Genomic DNA, 12,120 nt, shown 5'->3' with positions numbered 1-12,120 from the left:
CGTCACCTGAGGGAGTGTCTCAAACCCGCTGTGCCTCGGCGCGCCGCTGCCGCTCGATCACCGCGAAGTAGAACGCCAACGCAAAGGCACAACTGGTGAACAGGCTGCTGACGAAGAACAGCCACGGATGCCGGATACCGCGCCGCAGTCCGTCGGTGATGGTGAACAGCGGTAGCAGGATGACGTTGATGATCGTGTAGTCCTGGCCGGCCGATGACGCCGCCGGGTTGACGAACATCAACCGGATGTAATCGGACCAACTACCCGGGCCGACGAACGGATTGCCGTGCGGCGGTTGGTATTCCATGACGAACTTGGTGTTGAAGTAGTAGCCCAGCGCTATCGAGGCGATGCCGATGACGTAGTAGGTCAGCTCCAGCGCCGAGAACCGGGGACCGCCTGCGGGTCGGGCGAAGATCGTCTGGTTTGTCCGGACGATGATCGCGATGGTGATGAGGCCCAGGACGGCGTGCACGATGAGCGAGACCATGCTGGGGGAGTCTTCTCGACGCCGGAAGTTCTGTCAATCATGTCAAAACTTCCTGCGGTACGGTACTGCCATGGCCAAGCCGCCGCAGACCGCCCGCAGCGAACGCACTCGCGAAGCGCTGCAGCAGGCTGCCCTGGTGCGGTTTCTGGCTCAGGGGGTGGAGGGCACCACTGCCGAGGAGATCGCAGCGGACGCCGGGGTGTCACTGCGCACCTTCTACCGACATTTCGCCTCCAAGCACGAGCTGCTGTTCGCCGATTACGACGCGGGACTGCACTGGTTTCGCACGGCGCTGGCGAACCGCTCACCAGACGAGTCGATCGTGGAAGCGGTTCAAGCGGCAATCTTTTCTTTCCCCTACGACTTTGGTGCCGTCACCAAGATCGCGGCGTTGCGTCAGCAGGAGCTGGACCCAGAACGGATCGTCAGCCATATCCGTCAGGTCGAGGCCGATTTCGCCGATGCCATCGCCGAACATCTGGGCCGTCGCTCTGCCGCGGACGACGGGGACAGGCTGCGCATTGCCGTCACCTCGCGAACCATCGCGGGGGCGGTGTTCGGCGCAATGGAGGTCTGGATGCTTGGTTCGGAGCGGTCGCTGGCGGATCTGGCGCGAATGAGCCACACGGCACTGGACCAGCTGGCGGGCGGGTTGGGGCTCGGCTGAGTTTTGTCACCATTGACATAACAGGCCGGCGGTGCGAGTCTGCGGACATGGCGCAATACGACGCGATCGTGGTGGGAGCAGGGCACAACGGGCTGGCTGCGGCGGTGATCCTGCAGAAGGCCGGCCGGCGCACTTTGTGTCTGGACGCAAAGCTCTATTCGGGCGGCATGGCCTCGACCGTGGAATTGTTCGACGGCTACAAGTTCGAGATCGCCGGCTCCGAGCAGTTCCCCACAGCCCTGGCCGTAAGTCAGGAGCTGGGTCTGGACGAAGTGCCCAGCGTCGAGCAGGAGGTCATGTCGGTCAACCTGCGCGGCGTCGGTGACGACCCGTTCATCTTCTACTCCGACCCGATGAAGCTGCTGAACCACGTCAACGAGGTACACGGGGCCGAGGCGCTTGGCGGCATGGCCGGGCTGATGGCCTGGAGTCAGGCGCCCGCCCGGGCGCTGGGCCGGTTCGACGCGGGGTTGCCCCCGAAGACCTATGACGAGATGTATGCCTGCGCCACAAATGAATTCGAGCGGTCGGCGATCACCGACATGCTGTTCGGTTCGGTGACCGATGTGTTGGATCGTTTCCTGCCGGACAAGGACAAGCATGGCGCGATGCGCGGCATGATGTCGGTACTGGCGTGCAACACCACTTACCGCGGGCCCCAGACGCCGGGCAGCGCTGCCGCCCTGGCCTTCGGTCTGGCGGTGCCCACCGAGAACGCGTCGCTGATGCGCAAGATCAAGGGCGGCATCGGGGCTCTCTGTCAGCACTTGGAGGACACCTTCGTGGCGCACGGGGGAGAGGTGCGGCTGCGCAGCGAGGTTTCGGCAATCACAGTCGCAGACGGTCGGGTTACCGGGGTGCGGTTGGACGATGGTACGGAAATTGCTGCACCCGTAGTGATTTCGTCTGTGGCACCGTCTGTCACGGTCGACAAACTGGTGGGCGCGGCCGTGCCCGATGACGTGCGTTCCCGCTACGGCCGGGTAGACCACCGAGGCAGCTATCTGCAGATGCATTTCGCGTTGGACGGCATTCCGGAATTCGCCGAGCCCTACGAGATGCTCAACGATCCCGAATTGCAGTCCACCATCGGCATTTTCAGTACGCCCGAGGAACTTCAGCAGCAGTGGGAGGACGCCCGCCGAGGAATCGTGCCCGCCGACCCATCGATCGCCTGGCAGATTCCGTCGGTTCAGGACCCGGAGCTGGCGCCGCCAGGTAAGCACGCGTCATCGGCGTTCGCGTTGTGGTTCCCCATCGAGGGAAGCGGCGACTACGGTGCGCAGAAACGTGAGATGGGTCAGCGGGTGATCGACAAGATCACCAGGCTGGCACCGAACTTCGAGAAGTTGATCCTGCGGCACACCACATTTACGCCGCGGCACATGGACCGGATGTTCGGTGCACCCGGCGGCGACTTCTGCCACGGGCTGATACACCCCGAACAGATGGGGCCCAACCGTCCGGGGCCGCGCGGATTCATCGACCAGGAACTGCCCATCGAAGGGTTGTACCTGGGCAGTGCCGGATGCCACGGCGGGCCGGCGGTCAACTTCATTCCGGGCTACAACGCCGCCCACGCCGTTTTAGACAGTTGACGGGGTATTTGGATAGGCGGCGAACGCCCACCCAACCGGTCGGTTAGTCTCGGCGGGCAGTGTTGCCTGAGGAGGCCCCGTAATGACCAGTCCTAGCCGGATTCCCGAACCCGTCGAATCGGAAGACGTCTATTCCGGTCCGGAGTGGATGGGTACGGCCAACTGGCATTCAGTCGTCGAGAGCCATCTGATGCAGGCCCTCAAGCCCATCATGTTTGCGCTGACCATGCTCATGCTGGCCATCAACAGGCGATCTCCGCAGGCCCTGCTCAACAGGTCCTACGACGGGCTCGAGCGATTCATCGCCTGGGTGCCCGGTGTGCGCGGTACCCGCACCGAGCCCGTGACGTTGCCGAACTGTCCGGCGGAATGGGTCTGGAACTCCGAGACCGCCCAGGTCGCCGATGGTCCGGTCGTCATCTATTTCCACGGATCAGCGTTCATCGCTCTGGGCATCAACAGCCACCGGCCGCTGGTCAGCCGCATCGCGCGGGACAGTGGTGCGCGTGCCCTGAACGTCGGGTACCGGCTGTGTCCCCGGAGCCAGGTCGAGGATGCCATCGCCGACGGGGTGGACGCTTACCGTTATGTGCTTGGACAGGGCGTGAAGCCCGAGAACATCGTGCTGGCCGGTGACTCGGCCGGTGGCTTCATGGCGGCCATGACCGCCGCAGCGGTGCGCGATCTGGGTATGACGCCGCCCGCGGGCTGCGTGTTGCTTTCGGCGGCTACTGACAGCGATATGGAGCCGAAATATCAAGCAGCCCAAAAGGTTCCGGATTCGATGTTCCCGGTGGACTTCCTGCGGATGATCAGCGAGGTATTCCTGCTTCGCAACGGGACTCGCGGTCCGGTGCCCTGCCCGGTGGACTCTGATCTGCAGGGGCTGGGTCCATTCCTGCTGCAGGTCGGTTCGCGGGAGGCGCTGCGGCCCGACTCGGAGTTGCTGGCGCAGCGGCTCGCCGAGGCGGGGGTTCCGGTGCGGCTGCAGATATTCGACCGCGCGGTCCATGTGTTCCAGGTATTCGCCTCGTCAAACCTTGACGCCCGCCGTGCGGTCAGGGAGGTCACGGACTTCATCAAGACAGTTACTGCTTGATTCCCGAGTGTTGGCTTGCGGTCGAACAACCACGAATTCGTAGAACACAAGCCAACACTCGACGCAGCTATAAGCCCTGGTGCGCAAGCCAGTTTCGGATGCATTCGGCGACGACGCGCCAGCCGGGTTCGAGCATCATGGCGTGCCCCATGTTCGGAAACAGTTGGGCCTTCGTGCCGAACGCACGCGCAGTGGCATGCACTTCGGCATTGCTGATCGTGCCGTCCTGCTCAGCTCCGAGGACCAGAACGGGCGCGGTCACCGCCATGGGTTTGGGGCGCCAGACGACCATGTCGGTAAACACGGCGCGGACGCTGTCTTTCTGCACCCGCGCTGCGCCGTTCGCCACGATCTGCTCGGGGGTGCCGGGCGAGAACAGGTGCTCGCGGGCCAGCTGCGGCGTGCTGAACATGAAGTGATTATTTCCAATGATGTTGTTGCGCACGGTAGTCCACGGGTGGCTGCGCCACACCCTGAAGGCTCCGCGCATGATGCCCTGCGGTGGCACTGACGCCATCAGCACGGCGGCGGGGGCGTGTCCGTCTTGGAAATGTTTCTGAATGACGAAGCCGCCCACCGAATGCCCGACCAGCACCGGCGCCGTACCGAGACCGGCCGCCACCTGGCGTGCGTCGGCTAGGTAGTCCGCGATGGCGCACTTCTTCAGGGGCTTGTCCAGGCCGCTCTTTCCGTGGCCGCGGTAGCTCAGCGCCACCGCGCGAAACCCGTTGTCGGCGAAAAAGTCCAGGAAATGCTCGTCCCAACACCAGGCTGCATGGCAACCGCCGTGCAGAAACAGCAGTGGGACGGGGTGTGCCTCGGTGCAGACGCCTTTGTCGATGACCTCAAGCACGGGCGTCCTCTTTTCAGGTGGCATCGCAGGGTCTCTACATACCGCATTTCGCCCCGGCATTAGTCGGGTTTGTCGAGCGAGCGTGCGCTGAGTGCACTCCGATGCGCGTGTCGATGTGCAGACACGCACAGTCGCGGCAAAAGGGGGCGGGTAAGGCCGGCGAGTGAGGCTGAGCACGCTCCCAACCACCCGGTTGGGTGGGCCTGTTACGCTACCGAGCAGGGGACCGCCTACTCGCGGGTAGGCAAACCCGATACCCATCCTCAACAGGACCTGGAGCAAACACATGGCCGAAGAAGCCTTCATCTACGAGGCGATTCGCACGCCCCGTGGCAAGCAGCGCAATGGCGCACTCAACGAGATCAAGCCCGTCAACCTGGTCGTCGGCCTGATCGAGGAGATGCGTCGGCGTAACCCCGATCTCGACGAGACGCTGATCAGCGACGTCATCCTGGGTGTCGTTTCGCCTGTCGGCGATCAGGGCGGTTGTATCGCCCGCACCGCCGCGCTGGTGGCCGGCCTGCCGGAGACCACCGGCGGCTTCCAGCTCAACCGTTTCTGCGCTTCCGGCCTGGAGGCCGTCAACCTGGCCGCTCAGAAGGTGCGCTCGGGCTTCGACGACCTGGTCTACGCCGGTGGTGTCGAGTCCATGAGCCGCGTCCCGATGGGTTCCGACGGCGGCGCCTGGGCCTCTGACCCCGAGACCAACTACCGCATCGGCTTCGTCCCGCAGGGCATCGGCGCCGACCTGATCGCCACTGTCGAGGGCTTCACCCGCGAAGACGTCGACGCCTACGCCCTGCGCAGCCAGCAGAAGGCTGCTGCGGCGTGGTCGGGCGGCTACTTCGCCAAGTCCGTCATCCCGGTCAAGGACCAGAACGGCCTGACCGTGCTGGACCACGACGAGCACATGCGCCCCGGCACCACCATGGAGAGCCTGGCAGGCCTCAAGCCGGCCTTCGAAGGCCTGGCCGCGATGGGTGGCTTCGACGACGTGGCGCTGCAGAAGTACCACTTCATCGAGAAGAACAACCACGTGCATACCGGTGGCAACAGCTCGGGCATCGTCGACGGTGCCGCGCTGCTGATGATCGGTAGCGAGGCCGCAGGCAAGTCGCAGGGCCTGACCCCGCGCGCCCGGATCGTGGCCACCGCCACCAGCGGTGCCGACCCGGTCATCATGCTGACCGGCCCCACCCCGGCCACCAAGAAGGTGCTGGACCGCGCCGGCCTGACGGTCGACGATATCGACCTGTTCGAGCTGAACGAGGCCTTCGCCTCGGTGGTGCTCAAGTTCCAGAAGGACCTGAACATCCCCGACGAGAAGCTGAACGTCAACGGTGGCGCCATCGCGATGGGTCACCCGTTGGGTGCCACCGGCGCCATGATCACCGGAACCATGGTCGACGAGCTTGAGCGTCGCGGTGCCAAGCGTGCGCTGGTCACGCTGTGCATCGGCGGCGGCATGGGCGTGGCCACCATCATCGAGCGCGTCTAGGGAGAACGAAGAACCATGGCACAGAACACCATTCAGTGGGACAAGGATGCCGACGGCATCGTCACCCTGACGCTGGACGACCCGACCGGCTCGGCCAACGTGATGAACGAGCACTACAAGGAATCCATGCACAACACTGTGGATCGCCTTGTGGCCGAGAAGGATTCGATCACCGGTGTGGTCATCACCAGCGCGAAGAAGACCTTCTTCGCCGGCGGTGACCTCAAGGGCATGATGAGCATCGGGCCCGACGACGCCGCTGAGGCGTTCGAGCTGGTCGAGACCATCAAGGCTGACCTGCGTGCTCTGGAGACCCTGGGCAAGCCCGTCGTCGCCGCCATCAATGGCGCCGCGCTCGGTGGCGGCCTGGAGATCGCGCTGGCGTGTCACCACCGCATCGCCGCGGACGTGCGTGGCAGCCAAGTCGGTCTGCCCGAGGTCACCCTGGGCCTGCTGCCCGGTGGCGGCGGCGTCACCCGCACCGTCCGGATGTTCGGCATCCAGAAGGCCTTCATGGAGGTGCTGAGCCAGGGCACCCGCTTCAGCCCGGCCAAGGCGCGGGCCACCGGTCTGGTCGACGAGCTGGTCGGCACCGTCGAGGAACTGGTCCCGGCCGCCAAGGCATGGATCAAGGCCAACCCCGAGTCCCACACCCAGCCGTGGGATGTCAAGGGCTACAAGATGCCCGGCGGCACCCCCGCCTCCCCGGCGCTGGCAGCCATCCTGCCGTCGTTCCCGGCACTGCTGCGCAAGCAGCTCAAGGGTGCTCCGATGCCCGCACCGCGGCTCATCCTGGATGCGGCCGTCGAGGGTGCGCAGGTCGACTTCGACACTGCGTCCCGCATCGAGAGCCGCTACTTCACCAAGCTGGTCACCGGCCAGACCGCCAAGAACATGATTCAGGCGTTCTTCCTTGATCTGCAGCACATCAACGGTGGCGGCAGCCGTCCCGAGGGCATCGGCAAGACCCCGATCACCAAGATCGGTGTGCTCGGTGCGGGCATGATGGGCGCCGGCATCGCCTACGTCTCGGCCAAGGCCGGCTACGACGTGGTGCTCAAGGACGTCACCATCGAGGCCGCCCAGAAGGGCAAGGCGTACTCGGAGGGCCTGGAAGCCAAGGCACTCAAGCGTGGCAAGACGACCGAAGAGAAGTCCGCGGCGTTGCTCGCCAAGATCACCCCCACCGCCGATCCTGCGGATCTCAAGGGCGTCGACTTCGTGATCGAGGCCGTGTTCGAGAACCAGGAACTCAAGCACAAGGTGTTCCAGGAGATCGAGGACATCGTCGAGCCCAATGCCATCCTCGGTTCGAACACCTCCACCATGCCGATCACCGGTCTGGCGGCCGGTGTGAAGCGCCAGGAGGACTTCATCGGTATCCACTTCTTCTCGCCGGTCGACAAGATGCCGCTGGTGGAAATCATCAAGGGCGAGAAGACCTCTGACGAGGCGCTGGCACGCGTGTTCGACTACGTCCTGGCCATCAAGAAGACCCCGATCGTCGTCAACGACAGCCGCGGCTTCTTCACCTCGCGCGTGATCGGCACCTTCGTCAACGAGGCGCTGGCCATGCTGGGCGAGGGCGTTGCGGCCGCATCGATCGAGCAGGCCGGCTCACAGGCCGGTTACCCGGCGGCGCCGCTGCAGCTGAGCGATGAGCTGAACCTGGAGCTCATGCACAAGATCGCCACGGCATCCCGCAAGGGCGTCGAGGACGAGGGTGGCACCTACGTGGCGCACCCGGCCGAGGCTGTCGTGGAGAAGATGATCGAGATCGGTCGCCCGTCGCGCCTGAAGGGTGCAGGCTTCTACGAATACGTCGACGGCAAGCGGACCCAGCTGTGGCCGGGCCTGGCCGAGACGTTCAACTCGGGCTCGACGTCAATTCCGTTGCAGGACATGATCGACCGCATGCTGTTCGCTGAGGCTCTGGAGACCCAGAAGTGCATCGACGAGGGCGTGCTGACCTCGACCGCCGATGCCAACATCGGTTCGATCATGGGCATCGGCTACCCGCCGTACACCGGTGGCTCGGCGCAGTACATCGTCGGCTACGAAGGTCCGCTCGGTGTCGGCAAGGCCGCCTTCGTGGCCCGGGCCAAGGAACTGGCCGCCAAGTACGGCGACCGCTTCCTGCCGCCGGCTTCGCTGGAAAACTAAGCACAAAACGTCAAAAGCCCCCGGCGCGAGTCGGGGGCTTTTGCGTGCTCGGGCATGCGGCTAGCCAACCTGGAGGACGGTCTCCTGGGTTGTATACGTCTGACTGAATGGGTCGAAGGTGTAGGTCGTGACAAGAGCGCGAGTTCCATTGGCAGTCAACAGCACTCGACCTATCTCTGCGCCTGCGAGGTTGATCGGGGTGCCGGTTTGGGCGCCTGTGGTGAGGTCGATCAGCGTCACCTGGGTGCCGCCACTGCTGCCCGTGGTGATCAGCGCATGCGTGCCGTCGGGGAGCAGCACCGCCGATGCACTCGTCTCCGGACCGAATGTGAGAGTCGTACCCGTCTGAGTGCCGGTGATGGCGTTGAGCACTGCTACCCGGGTTGTGTGTGGAGTCGCATTGTCGTTGTAGCTGGTGATCAGGGCGTGGCTACCATCGCCGCTCAGCACCGGCGGATACCCGACTGAATCGCCGAGAATGTTCAGGGCGGTGCCGGTCTGGGCGCCGGTGGTGAGGTCGACCATCACTGCCCGGGTAGTGAAAGTGCTTGTGAGCGAGTCGTATACGGCGGTGGTGATCAGGGCGTGGTGGACGTCGCCGTTGATCAGCTGAACGCCCCTTGGGTCACCGCCGAGGGTCAGGGTGCTGCCGGTTTGGGTGCCGGTGGTGGTGTTGAACACTGCCAACCGGGCGGTGGAGCCGACGGTTGAGTCATAGGCGCTGGTGGTGATGACGACATTGGTGCCGTCGGCAGCGAGCACGGGGGAGCCCGACTCGGCGCCGGTAAGGGTGAGGGTGCTGCCGGTCTGGGCGCCGGTTGTGGTGTTGAACACCGCGGCCCGGGTGGTGAATCCGTTGGTCGAGTCTCCGGAGATGGTGGTAATGAGAGCCTGAGAACCGTTGGCGCTCAACAGGCGCGGGCTCGCTGCGGAACCGGTCAGGGTGACGGTGGTGCCGGTTTGGGTGCCGGTCGTGGTGTCGATCAACGCAACCTGGGTGGTATCACCGGTGGACTGAGTGAAGACGCTGGTGGTGATCAGGGCGTGGGTGCCGTCGGCGCTCAGTACCGGTACACCGGGTGGGGTCCCTTGGAGGGTGAGCGTGGTGCCGGTTTGGGTGCCGGTCGTGGTGTCGATCAGCGCTACCTGGGTGGTGTTGCCGGCCAGGTTGGTGACTGTGGTGTCCATGAGCACGTGACGGCGGTCGGCCAGCAATAGCGGTGAGCCCGACGCCAGGCCTGCGATGTTCAGGGTGGTGCCGGTTTGTGCGCCGGTGGTCGTGTCGAGCACTGCCACCCGGGTCGAGTTCGAATCCGTGGCTGAGTCGTAGACGACGGTGGTGATCAGAGCGTGGGTGCCGTCGGCGCTCAGTACAGAGCCCGTCGCGGTGCCGGGGATGGTCAGGGCGGTGCCAGTCTGGGTGCCGGTAGCGGTGTTGTACAGCGCTACCCGGGTTGCGCTGCCGGTGGTCGGGTCGGTCACGGTGGTGGTGACCACGGCGTGGGTGCTGTCGGCGGTTAACAGCGGTATCCCCGATGCGTTGCCCGGGACTGTGACAGTGGGGCCGGTCTGGGTACCGGTGGCGGAGTCGACCAGTGCTATTCGAGTACTGATGCCGGCCGTCAGGCTGCTGACAGTGGTGGTGACCAGGGCGTGCGTGCCGTCGGCGCTCAATACCGGTGTACCCCAAGGAATTCCAGGGATATTGACGGTGCCCAGGACGTTTACCCCGCTACCGACGACGTAGTTCAGCGACACGACCCCTATCCGGTTCTCCGGTCCGTCGGTGGCGTACAGGGTGGTGGCGTCGGGGCTGAGCGCGAGTCGTTGGTTGGCGGGTGCGGGTGAGGGGTCGACCGCGACCTTCTGGACAACGGTATTGCTGGCGGTGTCGATGATGCTGACGGTGTCGTCGCCGTTGGCGACATAGACCCGGCTGCCGTTGGGGCTGACGATCACATCACTGGCTGCCGCACCGACGGGCACTGTACTGCCGACCTGACCGGTGGCGGCGTCGATGACGGCAAGCGACCCCGGTGTGCCACCGAGTCCGAAGAAGCCCGGGGTGCCCCCATTGAGGACGTACATTGTTGCACCGCTGGGACTGAAGGCAATTCGGCCAGGTGCTGTTCCAGCAGCGATGGTTTGGGTCACCGTGCCCGTGACGGGATTGATGGCCTGCACCTGGCCTGGCGTTGCACCGAAGCCAAGGAAACCGTTGCTGCCCTTAGTGGTTACGTACAGGGTGCCGGTGGGGCTGGCGGCGATAGCGCTGGCTGCCGAGTTCAGCGCGATGGTCCGACTGACTGTGTTGTTGGTGGTGTCGATCACCGTGACCGAACTTGGCGAGCTGCCGAAGCCGAGGAAGCCCGTCGAGCCGCCGTTGAGCACGTACAGGTTGTTTCCGGAGATGGCCAGATCGGTCGGTGACGCGCCGACACCGATCGTCTGGGTCACCGTGCCTGCGGAGTTCATCGTCGAGACTGAACCGTTGGCAGCACCGAATCCGAAGAATCCGCTGGTGCCGCTGTTGAGCACGTACACAATGCCGTTGGGGCCGGCCACGATGCCGGTTGCCGCCGACGCCAGGGGCGTGTTCGCAGTTACTTGGCCGGTGCTGGCATTGATGAGCGCCACTGATGCTGGGCTGCCACCGAACCCGAAGAACCCGCCCGTGCCGCCGTTGAGGGCGTAAACCGTGTTTCCGTTAGGACTGACAGCTACGCCGACGGGCGAAGTCGTTGCGATCGAACTCGTCAGGGCCGCAGAGACCGTCGACGGCGCCGCCGCGGCGACCACCGCGGTTGCCGAGACCGGTGCGGAGGTGTTGAGCAACTGGCTGGTCGATGTGGCAACAGTGGTCGACGAACTCAGGGTGGTCGGGGTGCTCTGGCGGCGCGACCACTGCAGCAGACCCAGCACCAGCGGCGTGTCGGTGTCCGTCACGCCGGTGGGCAGCGTCGACGGTCCGCCTAGCACCCCGGAGAACACGCTGTTCACCACGCTTGAGGCGGCCGGTGTCGAGGTGGTCGGCGCGGGCACGATCTTGTTGGTAGTGCTGATTGCGAGGACGGGGGTGGTGGGCTGCGAGGTGGCCGGTGCGGCTGCAGGCTTGGCGACTGGGGTGCTCGTACTGCTCAACGATGCCGACCCGCTGGCCGACCCCCGCGCAGTTGACTGTGCCGGCGCCGGTGTGGGCACCGCGGCCGGGCTCACGCGCGTGGTATTGCCTGTGACTCGGGAATTCTTGTGCGGCGCTGAGTTATTGACCTGCTGCGCGGCTCCTGGTGACGTTGCGGCTACGGACGCGGGGGTGGTCCCGATCGAGGTCTGTGTGGCAGCCGATTCCGGTGACGCTACGCGCTTCGTCGGGGATAACCGGTGCTGTGGCGCATTCTTTCCGCTGGTCGACGAATGGTGTAAGTCCGATGGGGAGACTCCGTCGCTCGACGAGGCGCTCCCTGCTGAGTCATCCGCCCTGGCCGGAGGTGTGCCCAGCGAAACCGCCACTGCCACACCAACACCTAGTGCTGCGGCTAGCCCCCCGACGCGGCCCACAAGGCGCCCTGCGCTCACTACGGCCCCTGTTCGGGCAGGCTGGTTCTGTACAAGTGGCGACATCGTCGTCTCCTGTGCTCGTTGTGCGCCGGCATCAGACCCGAAGCACCGGAGTGTCCGCCCCGAACTCAGACCCGCCCGGGTGTTGTTCACCCGTGCTTGGATCATCGCTGGTATTGGGCCGAAAATGTTGA

At 64.9% G+C, this 12,120-nt stretch carries 8 protein-coding genes; 5 read left to right on the top strand and 3 right to left on the bottom strand.

Annotation, left to right across the window (positions count from 1 at the left end):
• Window positions 1-19: 19 nt before the first annotated feature.
• The gene (locus M2432_RS03565) at window positions 20-490 is read right to left on the bottom strand and encodes a DUF2834 domain-containing protein (RefSeq protein WP_280825388.1); all 471 of its coding nucleotides are present in this window, start codon (window positions 488-490) and stop codon (window positions 20-22) included.
• Window positions 491-560: 70 nt separating this feature from the next.
• On the opposite strand from M2432_RS03565, the gene M2432_RS03560 reads away from it, so the two are divergent.
• The 3 genes from M2432_RS03560 (at window position 561) to M2432_RS03550 (ending at window position 3,854) form a co-directional block, all read left to right on the top strand.
• The gene (locus tag M2432_RS03560; protein WP_280825387.1) at window positions 561-1,157 is read left to right on the top strand and encodes a TetR/AcrR family transcriptional regulator; all 597 of its coding nucleotides are present in this window, start codon (window positions 561-563) and stop codon (window positions 1,155-1,157) included.
• A 47-nt stretch (window positions 1,158-1,204) separates the two neighbouring features.
• Complete coding sequence (locus M2432_RS03555) at window positions 1,205-2,755, top strand: NAD(P)/FAD-dependent oxidoreductase (protein ID WP_280825386.1); 1,551 nt, start codon at window positions 1,205-1,207, stop codon at window positions 2,753-2,755.
• Window positions 2,756-2,837: 82 nt separating this feature from the next.
• On the top strand, window positions 2,838-3,854 hold the full coding sequence (locus M2432_RS03550) for an alpha/beta hydrolase (RefSeq protein WP_348536291.1): 1,017 nt from the start codon (window positions 2,838-2,840) through the stop codon (window positions 3,852-3,854).
• Window positions 3,855-3,921: 67 nt separating this feature from the next.
• On the opposite strand, the gene M2432_RS03545 is transcribed toward M2432_RS03550, so the two are convergent.
• Window positions 3,922-4,707, bottom strand: a complete 786-nt coding sequence (locus tag M2432_RS03545) for an alpha/beta fold hydrolase (RefSeq protein ID WP_280825385.1) — start codon at window positions 4,705-4,707, stop codon at window positions 3,922-3,924.
• A 286-nt stretch (window positions 4,708-4,993) separates the two neighbouring features.
• Between M2432_RS03545 and M2432_RS03540 the strand changes: the two genes are divergently transcribed.
• The gene (locus M2432_RS03540; RefSeq protein ID WP_280825384.1) at window positions 4,994-6,205 is read left to right on the top strand and encodes an acetyl-CoA C-acetyltransferase; all 1,212 of its coding nucleotides are present in this window, start codon (window positions 4,994-4,996) and stop codon (window positions 6,203-6,205) included.
• Between the two features lie 15 nt (window positions 6,206-6,220).
• Entirely contained in the window at window positions 6,221-8,368 is a 2,148-nt protein-coding gene (locus M2432_RS03535) for a 3-hydroxyacyl-CoA dehydrogenase NAD-binding domain-containing protein (RefSeq protein ID WP_280825383.1), read from the top strand.
• A 60-nt stretch (window positions 8,369-8,428) separates the two neighbouring features.
• Here the strand turns inward: M2432_RS03535 and M2432_RS03530 are convergent, their stop codons facing one another.
• Window positions 8,429-11,509: a YncE family protein gene (locus M2432_RS03530; RefSeq protein WP_280825382.1), complete on the bottom strand. Its 3,081-nt coding sequence runs from the start codon at window positions 11,507-11,509 to the stop codon at window positions 8,429-8,431.
• Window positions 11,510-12,120 lie beyond the last annotated feature (611 nt).

This window comes from Mycobacterium sp. OTB74, from assembly GCF_029892685.1.
Taxonomy (GTDB): Bacteria; Actinomycetota; Actinomycetes; order Mycobacteriales; family Mycobacteriaceae; genus Mycobacterium.
Note: the sequence above shows the minus strand (reverse complement) of the source record. Positions and strands in the feature narration are given on the sequence as shown.